Source organism: Paenibacillus tarimensis (assembly GCF_021532315.1).
Classification (GTDB): Bacteria; Bacillota; Bacilli; order Paenibacillales; family Paenibacillaceae; genus Paenibacillus_I; species Paenibacillus_I tarimensis.
This window is the reverse complement of sequence record NZ_JAKGAO010000006.1, coordinates 234,197-255,409: the sequence shown is the minus strand read 5'-3', so window position 1 is coordinate 255,409 and position 21,213 is coordinate 234,197. Positions and strand designations below refer to the sequence as shown.

Annotated in this window: 23 protein-coding genes and 1 other RNA gene; 8 read left to right on the top strand and 16 right to left on the bottom strand. The window is 51.6% G+C overall.

Translation table 11 applies throughout. The features are described 5' to 3' along the window. Positions 1-150 precede the first annotated feature (150 nt). Together ssrS and L1N82_RS06355 are read right to left on the bottom strand one after the other, a co-directional pair. A non-coding RNA gene (gene ssrS, locus L1N82_RS06360) (6S RNA) lies at positions 151-334 on the bottom strand. A 71-nt stretch (positions 335-405) separates the two neighbouring features. Continuing rightward, positions 406-1,167, bottom strand: coding sequence for a YesL family protein (locus tag L1N82_RS06355; protein WP_235286530.1), 762 nt, complete (start codon positions 1,165-1,167; stop codon positions 406-408). A 149-nt stretch (positions 1,168-1,316) separates the two neighbouring features. Here L1N82_RS06355 and L1N82_RS06350 point away from each other — a divergent pair, with 149 nt between their 5' ends. After that, complete coding sequence (locus tag L1N82_RS06350) at positions 1,317-1,418, top strand: sporulation protein YjcZ (RefSeq protein WP_235286529.1); 102 nt, start codon at positions 1,317-1,319, stop codon at positions 1,416-1,418. A 96-nt stretch (positions 1,419-1,514) separates the two neighbouring features. On the opposite strand, the gene L1N82_RS06345 is transcribed toward L1N82_RS06350, so the two are convergent. Further along, positions 1,515-3,107, bottom strand: a complete 1,593-nt coding sequence (locus L1N82_RS06345; protein ID WP_235286528.1) for a DEAD/DEAH box helicase — start codon at positions 3,105-3,107, stop codon at positions 1,515-1,517. Between the two features lie 176 nt (positions 3,108-3,283). On the opposite strand from L1N82_RS06345, the gene L1N82_RS06340 reads away from it, so the two are divergent. From L1N82_RS06340 to L1N82_RS06330, 3 genes are all read left to right on the top strand, one after another. Continuing rightward, positions 3,284-4,102: a YitT family protein gene (locus tag L1N82_RS06340; RefSeq protein WP_235286601.1), complete on the top strand. Its 819-nt coding sequence runs from the start codon at positions 3,284-3,286 to the stop codon at positions 4,100-4,102. 165 nt (positions 4,103-4,267) lie between these two features. Continuing rightward, entirely contained in the window at positions 4,268-4,462 is a 195-nt protein-coding gene (locus L1N82_RS06335) for a hypothetical protein (protein ID WP_235286527.1), read from the top strand. 248 nt (positions 4,463-4,710) lie between these two features. Continuing rightward, on the top strand, positions 4,711-5,928 hold the full coding sequence (locus tag L1N82_RS06330) for a putative glycoside hydrolase (protein ID WP_235286526.1): 1,218 nt from the start codon (positions 4,711-4,713) through the stop codon (positions 5,926-5,928). 97 nt (positions 5,929-6,025) lie between these two features. On the opposite strand, the gene pfkA is transcribed toward L1N82_RS06330, so the two are convergent. The 3 genes from pfkA to L1N82_RS06315 all read right to left on the bottom strand — a co-directional run bounded on the left by pfkA (position 6,026) and on the right by L1N82_RS06315 (position 8,458). Continuing rightward, the gene (pfkA, locus tag L1N82_RS06325) at positions 6,026-6,994 is read right to left on the bottom strand and encodes a 6-phosphofructokinase (protein ID WP_235286525.1); all 969 of its coding nucleotides are present in this window, start codon (positions 6,992-6,994) and stop codon (positions 6,026-6,028) included. Positions 6,995-7,021: 27 nt separating this feature from the next. Then, positions 7,022-8,071 (bottom strand): tetraprenyl-beta-curcumene synthase family protein, encoded by a 1,050-nt coding sequence (locus L1N82_RS06320; protein ID WP_235286600.1) that lies wholly within the window; start codon positions 8,069-8,071, stop codon positions 7,022-7,024. A gap of 66 nt (positions 8,072-8,137) precedes the next feature. Continuing rightward, on the bottom strand, positions 8,138-8,458 hold the full coding sequence (locus L1N82_RS06315; protein WP_235286524.1) for a hypothetical protein: 321 nt from the start codon (positions 8,456-8,458) through the stop codon (positions 8,138-8,140). Positions 8,459-8,599: 141 nt separating this feature from the next. Here L1N82_RS06315 and L1N82_RS06310 point away from each other — a divergent pair, with 141 nt between their 5' ends. Further along, the gene (locus L1N82_RS06310; protein WP_235286523.1) at positions 8,600-9,793 is read left to right on the top strand and encodes an MFS transporter; all 1,194 of its coding nucleotides are present in this window, start codon (positions 8,600-8,602) and stop codon (positions 9,791-9,793) included. Positions 9,794-9,892: 99 nt separating this feature from the next. On the opposite strand, the gene L1N82_RS06305 is transcribed toward L1N82_RS06310, so the two are convergent. From L1N82_RS06305 to L1N82_RS06295, 3 genes are read right to left on the bottom strand one after another with little or no spacing between them, the layout of a single operon-like run. Next, a complete protein-coding gene (locus L1N82_RS06305) occupies positions 9,893-10,630 on the bottom strand; it encodes a YebC/PmpR family DNA-binding transcriptional regulator (protein ID WP_235286522.1) in 738 nt (245 codons plus the stop codon). Positions 10,631-10,674: 44 nt separating this feature from the next. Continuing rightward, positions 10,675-10,821, bottom strand: a complete 147-nt coding sequence (locus L1N82_RS06300) for a hypothetical protein (RefSeq protein ID WP_235286521.1) — start codon at positions 10,819-10,821, stop codon at positions 10,675-10,677. Between the two features lie 25 nt (positions 10,822-10,846). Continuing rightward, on the bottom strand, positions 10,847-11,044 hold the full coding sequence (locus L1N82_RS06295; protein WP_111146689.1) for a cold shock domain-containing protein: 198 nt from the start codon (positions 11,042-11,044) through the stop codon (positions 10,847-10,849). A 221-nt stretch (positions 11,045-11,265) separates the two neighbouring features. On the opposite strand from L1N82_RS06295, the gene L1N82_RS06290 reads away from it, so the two are divergent. The 3 genes from L1N82_RS06290 (at position 11,266) to pepF (ending at position 13,771) form a co-directional block, all read left to right on the top strand. After that, positions 11,266-11,499 (top strand): hypothetical protein, encoded by a 234-nt coding sequence (locus L1N82_RS06290; protein WP_235286520.1) that lies wholly within the window; start codon positions 11,266-11,268, stop codon positions 11,497-11,499. 98 nt (positions 11,500-11,597) lie between these two features. Further along, a complete protein-coding gene (locus L1N82_RS06285) occupies positions 11,598-11,786 on the top strand; it encodes a hypothetical protein (protein ID WP_235286599.1) in 189 nt (62 codons plus the stop codon). Between the two features lie 188 nt (positions 11,787-11,974). Further along, positions 11,975-13,771: an oligoendopeptidase F gene (gene pepF / locus L1N82_RS06280; RefSeq protein ID WP_235286519.1), complete on the top strand. Its 1,797-nt coding sequence runs from the start codon at positions 11,975-11,977 to the stop codon at positions 13,769-13,771. A gap of 98 nt (positions 13,772-13,869) precedes the next feature. On the opposite strand, the gene L1N82_RS06275 is transcribed toward pepF, so the two are convergent. The 7 genes from L1N82_RS06275 to L1N82_RS06245 form a co-directional block, all read right to left on the bottom strand. Then, the gene (locus tag L1N82_RS06275; RefSeq protein ID WP_235286518.1) at positions 13,870-14,760 is read right to left on the bottom strand and encodes a DUF92 domain-containing protein; all 891 of its coding nucleotides are present in this window, start codon (positions 14,758-14,760) and stop codon (positions 13,870-13,872) included. Positions 14,761-14,841: 81 nt separating this feature from the next. After that, complete coding sequence (locus L1N82_RS06270; RefSeq protein WP_235286517.1) at positions 14,842-15,624, bottom strand: glycerophosphodiester phosphodiesterase; 783 nt, start codon at positions 15,622-15,624, stop codon at positions 14,842-14,844. A 59-nt stretch (positions 15,625-15,683) separates the two neighbouring features. Further along, on the bottom strand, positions 15,684-17,054 hold the full coding sequence (locus L1N82_RS06265) for a CapA family protein (RefSeq protein ID WP_235286516.1): 1,371 nt from the start codon (positions 17,052-17,054) through the stop codon (positions 15,684-15,686). A 205-nt stretch (positions 17,055-17,259) separates the two neighbouring features. Next, entirely contained in the window at positions 17,260-18,723 is a 1,464-nt protein-coding gene (hemG, locus tag L1N82_RS06260; RefSeq protein ID WP_235286515.1) for a protoporphyrinogen oxidase, read from the bottom strand. A 4-nt stretch (positions 18,724-18,727) separates the two neighbouring features. Further along, complete coding sequence (gene hemH, locus L1N82_RS06255; RefSeq protein WP_235286514.1) at positions 18,728-19,672, bottom strand: ferrochelatase; 945 nt, start codon at positions 19,670-19,672, stop codon at positions 18,728-18,730. Then, positions 19,665-20,741, bottom strand: a complete 1,077-nt coding sequence (gene hemE, locus L1N82_RS06250) for a uroporphyrinogen decarboxylase (RefSeq protein WP_235286513.1) — start codon at positions 20,739-20,741, stop codon at positions 19,665-19,667. Before hemE ends, hemH begins: the two co-directional genes overlap by 8 nt. Before the next feature lie 148 nt (positions 20,742-20,889). Beyond that, on the bottom strand, positions 20,890-21,213 hold the full coding sequence (locus L1N82_RS06245; protein ID WP_235286512.1) for an ArsR/SmtB family transcription factor: 324 nt from the start codon (positions 21,211-21,213) through the stop codon (positions 20,890-20,892).

Here is a 21,213-nt window from a genome sequence, read left to right as displayed (position 1 = left end):
ATATGATAACATGAATCCAACTATGAAAAAAGTCGGTATTTCATACGCTTACATAAACCTTGCGCGGATATAAAAAAAACCTTCGGCTGAATCAAGAATGATTCAGTTACCGAAGGCTCTATGAGCACGCTGTACCAGCGTCAAAAGTTAAGGTAACCCGCCAATGCCGTCCGCTTATCATGTTTCTGAACCCGCTCTCGCAGGTGGGTGTCCGCAGAAACGTTTTTGAGGTCCCTGTTCGGGGGCATGTCAGCCGCGCTTCAATATTGAACTCCCTAGAAACAGCCATTGGTTCAAAACAACGTATAAGCTGTAACGAGCATCGCAGGATGTATTGTTATTATAGATGTTTGAATCGCAAAAGTAAACAGTCAGGCTGTCCCATTCAGCTGGTAATGACAAGGACTATAGACGCTTCGTTTCCTGTTCCGCCATTTCCTGCTCCTGACCTTCAAGCGCCTCCTGCTCCTGCTTTTCCTGCTGCTCCTTCAGCTTGAGGAAAACCTGATAGAAGTTAAAGAAGGCCATATAGGCTATCACACTGCCCGTGAAGAATGGAAACAGGAACGTGAAATTTATACTGATGAAAATGGCAGCAGCCGCGATTACGACCGTAGAAACAGCTCTAATCGGTCTGCCGATCGTAATTAGTATCGCATTCTTCACCAGCTGTACCGTCTTCATGTGGTAATGCACGATCATGGAAAAAAAATTGAAGAGTGATATCACAAGCAGTATACCGATGCCCATAAAGATATAGGACAGCAGCTGGAGCCCTTCCATACCGGAATAATAAACCCAGTAATCGACCCCAATAATAACGAAGATCAGGGTGTACAGCAGTCCGCCCAGCATGCTCTTAACGTAGTTCTCCTTATAGCCCCGGAAAAACGTTTTCAAAAGCGGGGCCTCTACTTCTCCCATAACCCATTTACGGGCCACGGTAAACAGTGCGGCAGTTGCCGGGAAGAAGAAAAACGGTGCGGCCAGCGCTGATACCAGCAATCCTGAGATAAGCTGCTCAATCGTTTGGGAGAAGAAAAGCGGTACGAGCAGAAGATATAAGAAAGGCAGCGAACAAATCACCCATAATACGTTTGTAACGGAAAGTCTCATGATCCATTCTGAAATTTTGTAAAAGCCGCCCATAAGGCCGCGCATTTCCATCCGAAATCCCCTCCGGTAGAAGATGACAGAACCGGTCACGCCCATTTATGTCCTTACTAGGCCTCAGTCTACGCTGTACTGTTCAGCCAGCATACTATATGTACTGTAACAACAACCTAATCAACGTATTGAAAAGGAGGGTTCGAACAATGAGCGGCGTAGGACACGGCGGTGCATTCTGGACCTCGACAGGTACGATTCTGGTTCTCTTCATTCTGCTGGTTATCATTACTCGTGCTATCTGGGTCTAGTGCTATAATAGCCACTTATTCATGATGAAAAACCGGGTCACTCCGGCGCATGCGAACTTCACGCAAGCTGCCGGAGTTATCCCGGTAAATGTAATCTTATTCCTCGGACGAGCCCTTAGGACGGCGGTCTCCACCGCCGCTGTAACGGCCTTCGCCGCTACGGTATCCGCCGCTGCTGCGTGACCCACCGTCCCGGCTGCCGCCTTCACGACTTCCGCCGCCGCCGCTGCCGCCGCGGTATCCGCCGCCGCTGCGGGAATCACGACCGCTGCCGCCGCGATATCCGCCGCCGCTGCGGTTGCCACCGCCAAATGGACCGCCGGAGAAGCGGCGTCCGCTCGAACGAATGTCCGGCTTGCGCTTCTTGGCGCGAATTGGATCTTCAGGTGTCAGTTCAATGCTGACATCCTTCTTCTCACCTGTAAGAAGCTTCATCGCCGCTGCCAGCAGATGAACCGAATCATACTGTTCCAGAAGTTGAATCGAAATTCCTTTGTACTCGGCGAATTCGTCGTTCTGAATCATTTCAATCAGACGCTCCGCTGTCAGACGCTGTTTGCCTTCGATAGCTTCCGCCAGGCTTGGCAGCGGCTTCTTCGCAATACGCTGACGCGTAACCTTCTCAATGAAATGCAGATGATCGATTTCACGTGGAGTTACAAAAGACCATGCCGTACCTTCTTTACCCGCACGGCCTGTACGGCCAATACGGTGCACATAGCTCTCCGGATCCTGTGGAAGGTCGAAGTTGATTACGTGGGTCACACCCGATACATCAAGACCTCTAGCTGCGACGTCAGTAGCAACAAGAACATCAATGCTGCCATCACGGAATTTGCGCATAACCGCATCCCGCTGATTCTGCGACAGGTCGCCATGAAGCCCGTCAGCTGAATAGCCGCGCTTCTGGAGCGCTTCACTCAGCTCATCAACACGGCGCTTCGTCCGTCCGAAGACGATTGCCAGTTCTGGAGATTCCATATCCAGCAAACGGCTCAGCGCCTCGAACTTCTGACGCTCATGCACTTCAATATAAGCCTGCTCAATCGAAGGTGCCGTAATATTCTTAGGAATTACGGACACATGCTCTGGGTTACGCAGAAATTGCTGGGCAAGCTTCTGGATGTTCGGCGGCATGGTTGCGGAGAAGAGCATCGTGTGACGTTCTTCCGGCACCAGGCTCAAAATGGATGTGATGTCTTCCATGAAGCCCATATCCAGCATTTCATCAGCCTCATCCAGAATAACTGTCTGTACATCATCCAGACGAATTGTCTTGCGGTTGATGTGGTCAAGCAGACGTCCTGGTGTGCCAATGATAATCTGTGGATACTTCTTAAGCGCTCTGATCTGGCGTCCGATATCCTGGCCGCCGTAAATCGGCAGCGAACGGATGCCCTTGTAGCGGGAAAGCTTACCGATCTCGTCCGCTACCTGAATAGCGAGCTCACGCGTCGGTGTCATGATCAGCGCAACGATGCGGTTCTCGGATGTTGAAATCTTGTTGATCAGCGGGATACCGAATGCTGCGGTCTTCCCTGTACCAGTCTGTGCCTGGCCAATCAGGTCCGTACCTGCCATGGCAATTGGAATTGCCTTATCCTGGATGGGCGTCGACTCTTCAAAACCTAACTCGGTGATAGCCTGCAGAACCTTGGGTTCCAGGCCGAATTCAGCAAATGTTTTCAAACTTATTCAAACTCCTTCTATTCTGTGCCTACTTGAAAATATCTAATCCATTATAGCACAGGTAAGAATATGAATACCAGCGAGCAACTTCGTGGTATACTAATCGTATTTGGACGAAATCCCGGTCCATGAAACGACAGATAACCAAAAAGGAGTTGAAACCCGCTTTGAAGGTAATGCGGTTCCTTGGAACCATAGCGGTTATGACCATCGGCGCCCTGCTGATCGCCGTTGGCTTTAACATGCTTCTCATCCCTCACCAGCTGCTTAGTGGCGGTGTATCTGGCATATCCATGATGCTCGGTTATGCCACAGGCTGGAATATCAGCGTGCTTTATTTTGTTCTTAACTTTCCAATACTCGTATGGGGCTGGTTCGTACTTGGACGACAATTTGTTGCCTGGAGCGTCTATTCGGTTGTGGCAGCAACCCTCTTCCTGCAGCTAGTACCCGTGTATTCCCTGGCGGTTGACCCGATGCTCGGCGCAGTTTACGGAGGTATCATCTTCGGTTTCGGAAGCGGCTTAGCTCTCCGGCTCGGCGGCTCCTCCGGCGGCTTCGACATCGTCGCATCGATTGTGACCCGTAAGCGGGATCTGCCGCTTGGAATGCTGCTGTTCATTCTGAACGGGGCAGTTATCGCCTCGCTAGGTTTACTGAACAACGACTGGGAAGCGGCGATGTACTCGATGGCATCGATGTTCGCAGCAGGCAAGGTCATCGATGTGGTACACATCCGGCATGTGAAGGTCACCGCCTTTATTATAACCAATGAGACCGAAAAACTATTGGCCAAATTACTCGCTACCCCGAGGGGCGTAACGATTATTAAAACCAGAGGGGCTTTTGCCGGTGCCGAGAAGGATATGCTCATGACGGTTACCACACGATATGAACTGGCTGCACTCCGCAAAATGATCCGCCAGCTTGACCCCAAAGCATTCGTAAACATAGTAGAGACCGTAGGGGTCATAGGAGAGTTCCGCAGAGGCTAGTGACGTATTTGTTGCAAATGTCTTCAGGGTAAGGGTGACCGCTTTATGCGGTTCACCCTATTTTTTTGTGATGAGTCTTGTTATAATGATAATGCCCCAGAGTTTCATGCCCTGTGTAATCCCCGCATTTCTTTGAAACATATTTCGAGGAAAGGGTGATGCAAGATGGATATGGAAACTGTAACGTTATCTCGGATTGTGGAGAAGCTCGTCCCAGAACTAGTCCCTTTCCTGACCGAGCGGGAGCTTAATATGAACATCGTACTCCGGAACGGATTGTCAGTACTCGAGCCGGAGGACGCCGTAGAAATTGTGCAGCACAGCATCTATGAAATACAGAGACAGGTTTTGCTGCATTGAATGCAAGCGGACGGGAACGATATCGTTCCCGTTTTTTTGTTGTGTCTTCAACCCATCCTCCGGCTCATATAATGGTTTCAAGTATAGAGATTTATACGGCACCATAAGGAACACCGGCTCCGCCGGGATTCAGCTCCCTAATCCCCCTTCGATCCGTCAAGATTCCGCAAATCCTATCAATTTCCTGTGTCTGACTGTGACATTTTGTTTTATAATAGATATCACTTGCTTTAAGGGGAGAGGCTTTTATGGAATGGATTCTTTCGTTATTTTTACTGCTGTATGGAGCTACAGGAACAGGCGGAGAGGAAACTGCAAACCTAGGTAAGATGATTACACAGCAAAGAGCTCAGCATGCCGCAACTGTCAAGACTAATGATGACGGGACGGTCATCGATGCAGGTCTTCAACCAGGCCAATCCAAGAATGGGAAAGCAGAACCTGCCGAATATGTAAAGAAAGATCCGCAGCCCGATGCACCGAAGGTAAAAGGTATCTATGTCACTGCTCACAGCGCCGGAGGTTCGCGTCTCGAAACCCTCCTTGAGCTTGTTCGTACGACTGGCTTGAACAGTATGGTTATTGATTTGAAGGATGACTACGGTTACATTACTTACCCTACGGACAACCAGGAACTTCTCGAGATGGGCACCGCCAAAAAATACATAAGAGATATCGACAAGCTTATGCAGAAGCTTAAGAAGGAGGAAGTTTATCCGATTGCACGGATCGTTGTATTTAAGGATACGGTCCTCGCCAGGGAAAAGCCGGAGCTTTCCTTCCGGAAGAGCAATGGCGAGCTCTGGGAGAATGGCAAGGGGGACAGCTTCGTCAACCCTTACCGCAAGGAAGTATGGGATTATAACATCGCACTTGCCAAAGAGGCTGTTGAGCTGGGATTTAAGGAAATTCAGTTCGATTACGTCCGATTCCCTGAAGGCTTTGAGAACAGAGCTGATGAGCTTAAGTATGATCACACCGAAGAAAGCCGGGTCGATGTTATAGCCGGATTCGTCAAATACGCCAAGGAACAACTGGAACCGCTGGGCGTCCGGGTATCCGTGGATATCTTCGGATATGCAGCATCTGTGCCTGCAGCCGAGGGCATCGGCCAGGATTTCGTTAAAATATCCAAGTACGTGGATGTTATATGCCCAATGATTTATCCGAGCCATTATACAACCGGTTGGTTCGACGTTAAGAATCCGGATACCAAGCCATATGAAACCATCAAAGGCGCCATGCTTGATACGCATAAGAAGCTTGATCCCATTGGTGTCCATAAGCCGGTCATCCGGCCGTGGATACAGGACTTCACCGCCAGCTGGCTCGGCAGAGGCCATTATATCTCCTATGGCAAAGCTGAGGTGGAGGCACAAATTAAAGCACTTGCTGATACTGGCGTAGAGGAATACCTGCTCTGGAATGCGAGCAACAAGTATTCTCCTGGTGTTCATTACAAGTAATCATTCCATTCCCTTTACCTTATAAGACACTTAACAAAAAGGCCTGATGCAACCGGTACGCCGGTCGCATCAGGCCTTTATTAATAATGCATAAAGCTTATTGAGAAAGACGCAAAGCCAGATTGTACAGATCCATGTTGAATGGTTTCTTCGAGTTTACAACCTTATCAATATCTGTTGAAACCATCTTACCATCAATCACGCCGCAAGCCTTTCCGGACTCACCGGACATAAGCTGCTGCACGGCATAGTCGCCCAGCTTACTGGCCAGAATACGGTCGTTATGAGTAGGCGAGCCGCCACGCTGGATATGGCCCAGTACCGTAACACGGGGCTCAATGCCGTTGCGTGCCGTGATCGCTTCCGCAATCTCAGCACCAGTACCGGCGCCCTCCGCAACAATAACAATACTATGGCGTTTGCCGGCTTCAAAATTCTCGCGCATACGCGCCGAGATCAAATCGATATCATAAGATACCTCCGGTACGATGATCGTCTCTGCACCGCTGGCAAGTCCTGCATAAAGGGCGATATCACCGCAGTGTCTGCCCATAACCTCTACAACAGAAGAGCGTTCATGCGAGGTCATGGTGTCACGCAGTTTGTTGATCGCGTCGACGACAATGCTGACGGCCGTGTCAAATCCGATGGTGAAGTCTGTGTGGGATATATCATTATCGATCGTACCCGGAAGCCCCATCGTCTTAATCCCCAGCTTGCTGAGCTTGTTGGCACCCTGATAGGAGCCGTCACCTCCAACAACAATCAATCCGTCGATGCCGCGGGCTCTCAATACGTCAGCACCGCGCTGCTGCCCTTCAGGAGTCATAAACTCCTTGCAGCGCGCGGTTTGAAGGATGGTTCCGCCGCGCTGGATAATATCGCCTACGCTGCGAAGATCCATAGAGCGGAGATCGTCATTGATGAGGCCTTGATAACCGCGCTGAACGCCATACACCTCAATCCCGTGATACAGAGCACTTCTGACTACGGCACGCACCGCCGCGTTCATCCCCTGTGAATCTCCTCCACTTGTAAGTACTGCAATTTTGTTAACAGCTGTCATGATGTTCGTCCTCCCTGTAAAATCATCTCATTCTTCAGTTGCTGGTACCAGCCTCTGTCTGCAGCGGATCCAAACGCTGTTCAGCCAGAAGAATAACCGCGTAACCGGACTGCGTTTCATTAAAACTCTGGTCGCTTCCCTCACATCCGGCTGTGTCCTTGCTTTTGGGTCGGATAGATATAACGCCAACAGACCCTCTATGATCATTCGGTGAAAGCCCGATGCCGGCAGGCAGCGGATGTCTTCCCGCGCCCTGTTTACAACCATGTCGAAACGTTCAAGCATCTCATTGCGATCACCGTAATAATTGCAAAAATTCAAGTCACCGCCAAGCCGGTCCTCTTCTTGATCGATCAGGTAATCGAGCAGGATGTGCAGCCCGCACACGTGTGGAAAATACGCATTTCTCGTTCGCTTGGCGTCCTGCTCCAGCAAACCCGGACGACAGGCATCCAGAAATAGCATGAACATTCCAAGTGTTGATCCTGTCGCTGCTGCAAACTCGTTCCACCGCAAGTGAGGGTGATGAGGGCTATGGGCTTCCCACCAGGCACTAAGCGAGGGAAGCCTCTCTTCCTTGCCTATATGCTTGTACACCTGCAGATCCCCGTATAACCCGACAAGCTCTGTTACATAAGGCTGTACCACACGGTAAGAGGGCAGCCGAGAAACGCAATCCTGGCAAGTTTGCACGAGTGCATGCAAGTATCCGCCGTCCTCCCTCTCCCTCCGGTATGCATAGTAATCCGTAAGCTCTGCCCCCGGATTTACCGCATCGAGCATGGAACGGTGCAGCAGCCGAAAATCAGCGGCGTCCATGGAGGTGCTTCTGTCGCACAGATTATCCAGATAATCACTGATTGTCTGCAGTGCAACAATGAGCGGAATCAGAATATGCTTCATATCAAGTCTTGCGGCAGCATAAACTGCTCCACCTTCGCAATGAAACTGCTTTGACTTCAAGCTTGCAAGCGCCTGGGTTCTGAGTTCCTGATCCGGTATGGCGCTCGCCATCGTTCGCCATCCTGCGAGACTGGCATGCACTTCAGGGAATATGTATTTGTACAGCCGGTACATGAGGCTGACCGGATGCTGTGGGGCTTGCAGGGTAGTTCCCGTGGTCACGCTAGTTGCCCCCAATCTTTATCCGGAATGACGGCGAGTTTCGATTTCCTGATTGACCCGGTACCAGATGTGCAGATCATTAATCCGGCTTGCCTGCTCTGCGATATCACTGTTCAGCCTGCAGGATACCTCGAAATCGTCTTCCTCGTTGAGACGGGCTTGCAGCTTATTAATCAGCCGCTCAAGTGCAATGATCCGGTCTGGGATCGTACCTCTTATCATTTCCCAATGTTCCAGTATGGCGGATCTCTCCATGACAGATATCTGATCCCAATCCGTATCCAGTGACGGCAGCTCTATTCCCAACCGGGTGTCCAGCTTAAAAACATGATTCCCCATTGTAAACCTCCATCAAATAATGTACCATTTCAGCTAATACAAATCCAGCGTCGGAACGAAAATGCCATAATTCATTGACCAGCTATGACAATTTCACTAAATCGCAATTCGTCCAGCCGTAATAGGAGGTTCCTAAGCTTCATGACTACCTTAAGCAAGCCTGCTTCAAGCGAACCAGGCCGCAACCCCCGGGCGGGTTCTGAGACAGCGCTCCTCCGGATTTATTGTTACCTGTTTTATTCTACAGTCGCCCTTATTGTCTCTTATTTCCCGCTATATTTTGCCGATAAAGGTTATTCACCATCCGAGATAGGTCTAATCTACGCCGTTGGACCTGCCGTATCCATTGCCGCCAACCTGCTGACGGGGACTGCAAGTGATAAATACCGTACAATCAAGAAACTTTTGATCATCTTATTAATCGGACAGCTGATCATGCTTGCGGCATTGATGCAGGCAGAATCGTTCATCTGGGTATTCCTGATTATGGCCGGCTTCTACTTTTTTCAAACACCAATCCTGCCGCTCAGCGACAGCATGATTCTGCTCTCGACGCATTCAACTGGACGCAACTACCCGTCGATACGGATATTTGGTTCCATAGGCTTTGCCTGTTCCGCCATTCTGATCGGTCTGCTGCTGAAGGCCCAAGGCTCCGGTGCTACCTTATGGATCACCATTACTCTCGTAGGACTGACGCTCGGAGTTGCCGTGATGCTCCGCGATTACCAGGGCAGCCTCAAGAAAATGGAGTTCTCGGGCTTGTATAAGCTGCTGGCAAAGCCGCGGATTGTCATATTCTTCATCTTGATTCTGATTGTTTCTGTTTCTCATCGGATGTATGAAGGCTTCCTGGCTCTAACCCTGCGCGAAATGGGTGCTGGCGAAGGTCTGATTGGCACCGCCTGGTTCGCTTCAGCATTAAGTGAAATCCCGATACTGTTTTTGCTGGGCAAATATGGTCATAAGCTGCGGGAACTTCCACTGCTGGCATTTGCCAGCCTAATGTACGCCGTCCGATTTTTTATGATGTCCCGGATTGATGATCCGTCCTTTGTGATTGTCCTGCAGCTCATGCACAGCATATCCTTCGGCATTTATTTCTCCACAGCTCTGCGTTACCTGACATTCCTCATCCCAGACGAATACCGGGCATCCGGCCAGGCTGTATATGCTATCGTGTGGGCAGGCTTTGCAGGGCTGATCAGCGGCACGGCTGGCGGCATGCTCTTTGAGTCGATGGGTCCTCACTGGTTCTATGCATGTGCTTCTGCGCTGGCGTTTACCGCTGGGATCGGATTCATGCTTATGCATATGACTGGCAGAACCCGCTAACATGTGCTCTCCCTGTGACAACAGATAAGTCAAGGGCTGTCCGGTCATAATGACCTGGACAGCCCTTGTTTGTTCCACTGGCACTGATTGATGTTTATTTCAGCTTGCCATATCCTCGTCGCTGATCTCGAAGTTGGCATAGACATCCTGGACATCATCATTATCTTCGAATGCATCCATCATCTTCATCAGCTTCTCGGCATTCTCGCCGTCAACCTTAATCGTATTCTGTGGAAGCCACCGCACACCGGCACTGGAGAAAGTGAATCCTGCTTCCTCGAGTCTGTTCTTAACCTGCTCGAATTCATGCGGATGCGTCAGCACTTCATAAGAGTCTTCATTGACGACAATATCCTCGGCTCCGGCTTCCAGTGCTGTCATCATCATCGCGTCTTCGTCCGTGTCATGCTCCTCCCGGTCAATTACAAGAAGCCCCTTCTCATCAAACATGTAAGACACGCAGCCGCTCTCTCCCATATTGCCGCCGCGTTTATTGAAAACTGCACGCACATCGGCCGCCGTGCGGTTCCGGTTATCGGTGAGGCAGCGCACCATGATAGCTACGCCCCCGGGTCCATAGCCTTCATACACAATTTCTTCGTAATCGTCACTTGCCGACGCTCCGGTCGCTTTCTTAATTGCCCGCTCGATATTGTCCATCGGCATCTGCTCCGCTCTTGCATTGGCAATGGCCGTCTTCAATCCGAAATTCGATTCCGGGCTTGGACCGCCCTTGCGGGCCTGCATATAAATCTCCCGCCCGAGCTTAACGAATTTGTTATTTTTAGCCTGATCGGCCTTTCCTTTGCGGTCCTTGAACAATTTAAATTTTGGCATGATACTTCTCCCCCTGGCACAAATTCCATCTTATAATTTTATCATCAAAAGGAATGCGCGGTCAAAGGCTTGCCCGCCTCACTGTCCGTATAGTCCATCACCATGATCGCTTGCAGCGCCAGCGTGCCAACCAGCACAACAAGACATAAAAAAGAGAGACTCCGATGATCGGAGTCCCTCTGCACGGTCATACTATATTATAAGAAATATCGGATCTTATAACTTAGTAACGTTGGCTGCTTGAGCGCCACGGTTGCCTTCAGTAATATCGAATTCAACCTCTTGACCTTCTTCAAGCGTCTTGAAGCCGTCGCCTTGGATCGCAGAGTAATGTACGAAAACGTCTTCTCCGCCTTCTACCGAAATAAAGCCATAACCCTTCTCCGCGTTAAACCACTTAACTGTTCCTTTCAAATGAACAACCTCCTAAAAATGGCGCCGTTTTAACGGCGATATGTTTATTATACCCCCCTGGGGGAGAATATGCAAACGGCGTACAAGCCGTTAACACAAACTTAATTTAACCCATTTAGCCATATCTAAAACATCCGCCTTATACATTATTCTACGGGTTGATTTCCGCTCCACCGTTGGCTATGATGAAACAAATATATGTACACAGGGAGTATCTGCCAATGTTTAAGAAATATGAGATATACAAAAAAGACAAGTACAACATGCTTACAGTAGAGGTTCAAGGCAAAACCCTGATTGTTCGGGAAATTTCAGACCAGTGGGGCGAGGAATGCCACACCTTCGTTAGCCGCCCCGAAATGATGCACTGGGCACAGAACCGGTTCCGTGCAGCCGATTATGCGGGCAACGAGGAAGAGCTGCGGTCCATTATGGAAGCGTTCCGGTCAATATAACCGGGTACAGCCAGAGCAGACGGCATCCGGAAGGAAGTCGTTCCCTGCTTGGCGAAATGATAGGCACTACGCTATTAACCGCAACCCGGGAGGAACCAATGGACGCATCAGCTACTCTGATTTTTATTATCGCTTCATTCTCACTTGGCGCCGTCATCCTGATGAAGCGGGAATCCATTCCCGCAAGCATGCGCAGGGGTATCGCACTGGCAGCCATTGTATTTATCGCCTTTGCCTTTTTTCTTATTGTTTACAGCCTGTTTAACATGGGCACGACCCAGCCGTAAACATCCGGAATCATGAAATCCGCGGCAAGGGTACATACTAGGGGGTAAAAAGAAGGAGCTGTGCCATGAAATGGCTTGCTGTTCTGCTCACCCTAGGCCTGCTCGGTTCAGCCGTACATGCCCTGCCAGCCGCGACTTCCGATTCATGGAGGCTGTCCAATCATCCCTATAATTTAAGGAGGAGTCCGATGAATAACGTACCGAAACGTTCCGAAAGCAGCCCTGAATCGCAATGGAAACTCGAGGACTTGTTCCCTAACCAGGCTGCCTGGGATCAGGAATATGCTGAAGCGAAGGAACAAATCAAGAAAATTTCCGCTTATCAGGGCAAACTCGCCGACCCGCAGCAGCTTAGAGCTTGTTTTGAATTGGAGGATGAGCTGTCCCTGCATGTCGAGCGTCTGTACGTGTATGCCAATATGCGCCACCACGAGGATACGGCCGAGCCTGCCAACATGGCGCTTGCGGATAAATCCAAGAAGCTCAGCGTCGAAGCAGGTGAGGCCCTCTCCTTCATAACACCTGAGGTGCTCAGCCTGTCAGCGGAAGAGCTCGATCGCCTGATCGATAATCCGAATCTGGCAGAATACCGGTTCACGCTGGTGGAGATGAGAAGGCAGAAGGCTCATGTTCTGTCAAAGGCTGAGGAAGCGCTGCTTGCCCAGGCCGGCAATATTGCCCAAGCGCCAGGAACTGTCTTCAATATGCTGAATAACGCCGACTTGAAGTTTCCGAAGGTCAAGGATGAGAATGGTCAGGAAGTTGAGCTTACGCACGGCCGCTATATTCAATTCCTTGAGAGCAAAAACCGGGATGTACGGCGTGAAGCGTTCAAAGCGATGTACGATACATACGGCAAAATGAAAAATACGCTTGCCGCCACACTCAGCGCAAACGTCAACAAAAACATTTTCTACGCGCGTGCACGCAAATACCCTTCCGCCCTGGAGATGTCCCTCTACGGCGACAACATTCCAAAGGATGTCTATACGAATCTCATTGGCACCATTCACAAGCATCTGCCGCTTATGCACCGTTATATGGAGCTGCGCAAGAAGCTGCTGAAGGTCGATGAGCTGCATATGTATGATCTGTTTGCCCCTCTGGTAGACGAGTACAAGATGGACATTACCTATGAAGAAGCCAAAGCCAGAGTGCTTGACAGTCTCGAGCCGCTCGGGCAGGATTACCTGAAGGTGCTGCAGGAAGGCTTCGAGGAAGGCTGGATCGATGTCTATGAGAATGAAGGCAAGCGCAGCGGCGCTTACAGCTGGGGAGCTTATGGCACCCACCCTTACGTCCTGCTCAATCACAAGGATAACCTGAACAGCATGTTCACGCTCGCCCATGAGATGGGTCACGCGCTGCATTCTTATTACTCCGACACTAATCAGAAGTACCGTGACGCCCAGTATACGATCTTCCTTGCAGAAGTCGCATCTACGCTTAACGAAGCCCTGCTTATGCACTATATGCTGGAGAAATCGACAGACCCTAAGGAAAAAATGTATCTCCTGACCTACTACGCTGACCAGTTCCGCACCACGGTGTTCAGGCAGACCATGTTTGCCGAGTTTGAGATGCTGATTCACGACAAAGCAGAAGCGGGCGAATCTCTTACACCGCAGGAGCTGTCCGCCATCTACTATGATCTGAACAAGAAGTATTATGGCGAAGGCATGGTGGTTGACCAGGATATCGAGATGGAATGGGCAAGGATCCCGCATTTCTATACTAGCTTCTATGTGTATAAATATGCGACCGGCTTCTCGGCTGCAACCAGCTTCTCCAAACAGATCCTGGATGAAGGCACACCGGCTGTCGAGCGGTACCTCGGTTTCCTGAAGAGCGGAGGAAGCGACTACTCCATTAATATTCTTAAGAAGGCGGGCGTAGACATGTCCACCTCCGAGCCGATCAGCCAGGCAATGAGCGTGTTTGAGGACTTGATTGGACAAATGGAAGAACTCACGAAGAATCACTAAGCGGCTGCCTATAGGTAACTTAAATAACCGCCCCTGCAAGCTGGCGATAGATGCATCCCATGCATTCTCGGCCAACCCGCAGCGGGCGGTTTCCTTGTTCACTGTACCGGCATCGCCAGCATACCGATACCCGCTCCAATCAGACCGGCAAGACAGGATGCTGTGAAATTAACGACATCATTATTCATCCACACGGCACCGCGCATCCTCACCGTGTCTGTTCCGCAGTGCATCTCGCTCTCCGTCTCCAAGCCGCAGGTGCCGCAGCGGTAAATGGCCTGGACAGAAGCACCGAGCAGGGAATCCGCGACAGCACCCGCAATGCCGGCAGCTGCCGCTGCTCCAGCAATCGCAGCCGGATGGATGTCATAGGCGATTGTTCCGTCCAAAGGCATCAGCAGCAGCGCTGCAATGCCGATAAATAAGGCTCCAGCGGCGGCTGCTGTCGTTCCGAGCAGCGTTACGGCTCCGCTTGTGCCAGGCTCCACCTTCCGCCAGCCCAGCAGCATTCGCGGCTTAGAACGGCTCAGCGCACCAATTTCAGTCGCCCATGTATCCGCGTTGACAGCTGCCATCACACCGAGAAAACCAAACATAAGAAGCGGATGGGGAAATAGAGCATGCAGGGCACACAGCAGCAGTCCCAATCCGCCGTTAGCCCAGACCTGGACAGCATCTCTGCCCCCGCTCTTGGCGTACTTCGCTTCCGCCTTTGCCTTCGATCTATGCCTTCTCTTCCACTTGGACCAGAACGTACTGGAGAGGAAGAAGGCAATCAGCAGGCCAAACCATACCGGACCGCCAAGCATGACATAAGCAGCACCCATGACAGCAGCAGCCCATGCCCCTGAGGCTGTCAACGCAGCTTTCCGGTAAGCCGCATATCCAATTAAGCCGCTCCCCAACATTGCACATACGGCCAGCAACAAGGGGTTATCCAATATTCCTCGCATTTCGTACACCTGCCTTTGTTCAATGGCTTTACTCATTCCCTCCTGACTGAGATGATAGAACAGGCGGAACAGCCCGGTGCGGACGCTTGTCCTCTGCCGGGCTGCTAATGAGTTTGCTCACGTTGTTTTTTTGCGGAAAAAGGACAGTAATCCCCGTTTACGCGGCGAGTTTTCCTCCTGAAAGGCCGCTTCCCAGCGGTTCGGGTAATTCGTGCAGATCATAATATTCTGATCCATCCGGGCCAGCTCGCGCATTCTCGACAGGTTGTTCACCGTCCATGCCATCACTTCCAGCCCAGCAGCCCTAAACTCCCTCATGCGTGCAGTATTCAGGTTCTTATGTCCAATCGATAAGAAGCCTGCATCTAGCCTTCTCAGCTCTTCTATCAGTCCAGACGGGGCACCGTCGATGATAAGACCAGTCGTGATATCCGGCGATAGTTCACGGATTGCGCGAAGGGAAAGCCCGTCAAAGGAAGTAATGACAGAGTCTTCCACACGCCCCATCCGGTGCAGCAGGTCGACAACCGCCCGCTCCATGCCGGGATAACGGCCCCGGTATGTCTTCAGCTCAATATTTAGACGGCATCTGCCTTCAGTTAAACTCAGCACATCCTCGAGCAGAGGGATGGTCTCGCCTTCAAACAGGGGGTTAAACCAGCTTCCGGCATCCATAGCGTTCAAGCTCTGCGCATCATGTGCACCTACTCTTCCCCTTCGCCCGGTTGTCCGGCGCAGCTTCTCGTCATGAATGACCACGGGGACACCATCGCGGCTTAGCTGCACATCAAGCTCAATCCAATCCACGAATGGATAAGCAATTGCTTTCTTCATTGCGGCCATCGTATTCTCCGGGGCGAGCCCTGATGCCCCCCGGTGTGCAACACACCTGATATTCATATGAGCCCTCCCCCTTATCATCCAACCGCCGGTCAGTCGCAGCAGTTTGGTTATTATTATTATTTAGCCGAGATCCGGCCCTCCTTATCGATCGCAACGTCAAACGATATTGACTCCACCCACTTCAGCAGCTTCCTGGCTTCTTCACCTGCAAGCGGAGCGGGCTGTGAGTTCTCTGCCTTCATCGGATGAAGCTGAAGCTCGCAGCTCCCCGAACGGCTGCACACCGCATCCAGAACGCCTGTATCTCTCGTCCTGGGTGTATGCGTCATATTAAATATAAAATTACCCAGACTATAAGCAATCCACTTGCCTTTGTACTGTTCGAAGCCCTGGAGAACATGCGGATGGGAACCAATAACAAGGTCTGCGCCAGCGTCTATATAATCACGTGCGAGTCTCTTCTGTGTATCCACAGGAAAATCCTTCGTCTCTTCGCCCCAGTGGACCATGACGACGATCAAATCGTGTTCGGCACGCGCACGCTTGATGGCTGCTACAGCTCTCGTAGAATCATAGCTCTCCGCTACCCCGGCACGGTCCTTGTCCGCCTTCCATTTTCCGTCGGGAACAACACGAGACAGTCCAAAATAAGCGACGCTGAATCCTTGGGCCTCCAGAACCGCCGGTTCGAATGCCTCGGTGTCATTGTGCCCCGCGCCCATGCTCGGCAATCCTGCCTCACGCAGATGCCTGATCGTATCGAGAAGCCCCTCTACCCCCTGGTCCAGAGTATGGTTATTAGCAAGACTGACAACATCGATTCCAGCCTCAACCAACGATGGAACCAGGTCAGGGTGTCCCTTGAATACATACTGCTTATCTTCAGCCGGTACACCCCTCGTCGTGATCGGATTCTCCAGGTTGGCTGCCGTAAGATCCGGCTCCTGAAGGTAAGGCAGCGCCTTCTCATAGGGAAATCCCATTCCGTTAGTTCGCATAATCTTCTCAACCGATGCCGCGAGCAGTATATCGCCGACAAAAGCCAGACGAACCTTGGCCCCGTCATCCTCAAGCTGCGGATGTCTGGCATCCTCTGCTGGCAGTACAACCTCAGCATCGGCGCCCGCCTCCTCATCAGCTATTGAATCCCCTGCGTCGCTCCCAGATTCCGAGTTTGCGTTATCCGGCGCTGACCCCTCCAGGGATTCGCCCTCTGCCGCCGTGCCGCTTTGCTGATCATCAGCCGGTTCTTCGCCGGGTGGTACATTCTGGCGTGTTTCCTCATCTGCCTGACCTGATTCCTCTGCCGACTCTAACCCCGGCTGGTCGTTTCCGAAGCTGCCCAATTTGCCGCCGGAGATAAGAAATACGGCCGCTATTACGAGGATTACGGCCAGCATAATGCCATTCCATATGATAAGACGCTTCAGGCGTCTTGACTTTCGTTTGCGTTCACTGCTGCGGGAGTCTTTACGGGATACATACATAACGGTGAATAACCCCTTTAAGTTGATGGTAGAAGATTGCTTTCCCATTATAGCAGGAAACATTTAAGAGGCGTTAAGAAACTATAGTTAACCTCAGGCTATTTATAAAAATTTTAACAAATGAAACACCCCCGTTACCATGCTTTCATGGTCAGGACCAGAAAACACTGCCGGGGGTGTCGGTATGCTAGCTATAGTGAAACACCTAATTTTTGTCCAGCTCTTTCAGTACAAGCGCAGCGGTATCACGAGCCTGGCGAATGCAATCCGGCAAGCCAACGCCTTCAAATGCCGCCCCCGTCGCCCATACGCCCGGAAGCTTCGCTGCGAGCCGTTCACGGAATGCCCGGTACTGCTCGACATGGCCAACCGGATACTGAGGCATGGAATGGCGCAGCCGCGTAATTTCCGTAAAAATCGGCTCGGCCTCGATCCCGAGAATCGACCGGATATCCCTCAGCACAGCCGCTGTAAGCTGTTCATCCGGGAGGTCAACGGCCGCTTCTTCGCCAGAACGGCCTACGTAGCAGCGCAGCAGCACCTTGTCGTCAGGCGATGTATGCAGCCATTTGGTCGATGTCCAGGTACAAGCCGTAATAATCTTCCCTTCTGATCGAGGTACAAGGAACCCCGACCCGTCAAAGGTTAATCCGAACTTCTCCTTATCAAAGGCCAGCACAACATTGGCAACCGAAACATACCGGATGCTTTCCAGCTCCTTCGTATCCAGGTACGGCTTCAACAGCGGGACAGCCGAGAAGGAAGGAGCAGCAACGATAACCGCATCCGCATCCAGCCGTTCCCCGTTGTCAAGCTCTACCTCATACCGGGGAAGTGGCTGCTCTGCTTCTAAGGAAGGGCTGCTCTGCTTATGGATATGGGCCACCTTCCGTCCAAGCCGCAGACTGGCATGCGCCAGATGCTGTTCCAATGCTTCAACAACGGTGGTTAAGCCGTTGCGGAAGGTCAGGAATGTGATATTCCGGTACTTCTCTGGTGTTCCAGCAGATGCTGCCGTTGACCTGCGGCTGCGGCGCATGCCGCGAATAAGACTGCCATGCTTGCGTTCCGCCTCACGAAACTGCGGAAAGGTAGCCCGGAGGCTGAGCTTGTGCAGCTCGCCAGCATAGATGCCGGCGAGCAGCGGTTCCGCGATCCTCTCCACTACCTCGCCTCCCAGCCTTCGCTCAAGGAAGCCGCCAATCGATTCGTCGTCATTGCCCTTCCTGGCAGGCATCACAAAATCAAGCGCGGCCCGCAGCTTAGCCTTCGGTGACAACAGCCCCGTCTTAACGAACGGCATAATCTCCGTAGGTATGCCAAGTACCAGACCAGGCGGCATCGGATGCAGCTTGCCCCGGTTCAAGATATATGTCTTCTTGGCGGCCGGATTGATGGGCACAAGTTCGTCCTCCAGCCCTAAGTCCGCCGCCAGGTCAATCATCGGCTGCTTGCGGGCCAGGAATGAATCGGGGCCCTTCTCAATCACGAAGCCCTCCTTGCGGACAGTATTTATTTTCCCGCCTAATGAATCTGCCGGCTCGACAATTGTGATCCGCACTGCTCTTCCCTGCTCCTTGGCCTTACGGGATAAATAAAAAGCGGAGCTCAGACCGCTGATCCCTCCGCCAATAATGACAACCTGATCAACATGCTCTGTTCCCCGCATAACGCTAATCGCTCCCGTTCCTTGCTGCCATTACAGATTCAGCCAATGCTTCCATGTAAAACGGATCTGTGTTCAGCATTTCGATTCGTTCAAAATGTATACCAAGATTGTTCGCGAACGCCTTGGCTTCGATATCCAGATCATACAGCACTTCAAGATGGTCGGATACAAAGCCGATCGGCGCGGACAGTATATTCATGACCCCATCTGTATGCAAGCTCTGCATCGTGTCCAGAATATCAGGGCCAAGCCACGGTTCATGCGTCCGTCCCGCGCTCTGCCAGGTGAACTGCCAATCGGATACCCCTGCAGCCTCTGCTACCGCTTCCGATGTGGCCAGCAGCTGCTTGACGTAAGGGTCGCCCATCTCAAGAATTCTCTCCGGCAGACTATGCGCGCTGAACAGCACCTTCACGTCCGCCGGCCGAACCTCTCCACCGAACAGCTTTAAAGCGGCCTTCACACGATCAGCCAGCGCCGCAATCAGCTTGGGATGCAGATGATACTCTTCAACGGAAGCAAGCTTCATCCCCTTTGCTTCGGCTGTTTCCTTGGCACGCTTGATGTAGCTGCCGACGCTCATAACGGAATAATGCGGCGCCAGCACAATTCCAACCGCTTCGCGGATGCCGTCCGCTGCCATCTCTTCAACGCCGTCCTCAATAAAAGGCTTGGCGTGCTTTAAGCCCTGATAGCATTTATATGTACCGGGCGCAAGCCTGTCCAGTACTTCCTGCAGGCCTTGCACCTGACGGTCCGTGTTCTCCCTTAGCGGAAATACGCCGCCTACTATAGCTTCGTATCTGTCGGTCAGGTCTGCGAGCTGTTCAGGAGAAGGCGGATTACCCCGCCGGATATGGGTATAATACGGTTCAATATCCTCCATGCTGGCGGGTGTGCCGTAAGACATGACCAGCACGCCAATCTTACCGCTGCTTGTTTCAGCCATGATCTGCAGCCCCTTTCCCAGTTGTCCCTTCTGCTATGGCCTGTGCAGAATAACGGTGAATAAATTCAGTCAGCTGCCGCAGCTTGTCCAGTGAAGCTTCCGGATACAAGCCGTGCCCCAAATTAAACACATAGCCGGGCTGCTGTATGCCATAATCGATAATCTTCTTCGCTTCCGCCTCAATCACTTCAATCGGAGCCTCCAGAAGCACCGGGTCAAGATTACCCTGAACGGCAAACCGGTTCTCAAGCCGTCTTCTTCCCTCGGGGATGGAGACACGCCAGTCGAGCCCGATCACATCTGCCTTCAGTCCGCCCAGCTTGGGCAGCAGCTCGCCGGAGCTAACACCGGGAAAATATATCTTCGGCTGCGGCAGATCGCTCAGTGATTCAAAAATACGTGAGATCGTCGGCAGCACAAAGCGCTCGAAATCGTCCGGAGCGAGTGCCCCCACCCAGCTGTCGAACAGCTGGAATGCCTTCCCGCCCGCTTCAATGTGCGCGCGCAGATACGTAATAACCATGTCCCCCAGCTTGTCCATCAGCATGAACCACACGTCGGGTTCTCCGTACATCAGCGCCTTCGTGCGCAGATAATTCTTAGATGGACGTCCTTCAATTAGATAACTGGCAATGGTAAAAGGCGCGCCCGCGAATGTAATCAGCGGAACCTTCAGCTCCTTGTCCAGTATACGGATCGTCTCCAGAATATGGGGAAGATCCCCCTCAACATCAATCGGCTTCAGCCGCTCGACATCTGCTCTGGAGCGGATCGGATTGGCAATTACCGGACCGATATTCTGAACGATATCAAAATCGATTCCGATTGAGCCTACAGGATTCATAATGTCTGAATATAAAATGGCCGCATCCACTCCGAGCTTGCGGATTGGCATCATTGTCACTTCAGCGGCCAATTCGGGCTGCTTGCAGATCTCAAGCAGCGAATATTTTTCCTTAATCTTGCGGTAATCGGGATCATAACGACCCGCTTGGCGCATGTACCAGACGGGTACACGATCGACGCTTTCTTTCCGGCATGCCCGGATAAAACGGTCGTTATAGCTCATTCGCGCTCCCCATTTCTCTCTTTATACCTTCGTTACCATTATGCCCTTTTTGGAGTGGGCTAACAACTCCCGCCCGAAAAGTGTCTATGACAATACTTTGACAAATAAAACTAGCAGTGATAATAGTTATCACTGCTAGAATGCTGTATTATGACTTGCATGCTGCGCCCAGCTTATCAGGTGCTGGAAGCAGAGCGCTTAAATCGGGCATATGTTCCAGCACACCGCGGATATAGGGCTTATCCTCTACCGTCAGCGAGTAATATACCCACTGCCCCCTCCGGCTCTCGGATACAAGACCGTGAGATTTCAGCTTGCGAAGATGCTGGCTGATGCCCGGCTGCGACATGCCTAGAATATCAACAAGCTCGCAGACGCACAGATCGCGCGCCTTGAGCAGGGTTAGGATTGTCAGGCGTGTTTTGTCGCCAAGCATCTTAAGTTTGTCTGCTATATCATGAAATTGTTCCAT